This is a genomic window from Cupriavidus sp. SIMBA_020 (genome assembly GCF_046535395.1).
GTDB lineage: Bacteria > Pseudomonadota > Gammaproteobacteria > Burkholderiales > Burkholderiaceae > Cupriavidus > Cupriavidus campinensis.
Window position 1 is genome coordinate 1 of the sequence record NZ_JAWRWU010000392.1, and the last position, 281, is coordinate 281.

At 70.8% G+C, this 281-nt stretch carries 1 protein-coding gene; it reads right to left on the reverse strand.

The features are described 5' to 3' along the window. Positions 1–281 (reverse strand): phosphatidate cytidylyltransferase (locus SB751_RS29735; protein ID WP_410748988.1); only part of this gene is annotated, 281 nt, incomplete at both ends.

Consider the following 281-nt stretch of genomic DNA (forward strand, 5'->3'; position numbering starts at 1 on the left):
GCGCGGCCATCGCGGCGCCCGCGACGACCATCACGGCGAGCCAGCCGCCGATCGCGCCCTCCCAGCTTTTACCGGGACTGATCGTGATTGCGAGCTTACGCTTGCCGAACGCCTTGCCTGCGAAGTATGCGCCGATATCGGCCAGCCAGACGACCAGAAGCAGCGACAACACGAACGGAACGCCCTCGGCGCGCGCCGCGACGAGCGCGTGCCAGCAGGCCGCGAACACGACGAGCCCGGCCGCGAGCAGGAACGCCCGCCACACGCCGCCCGCGAGTTCC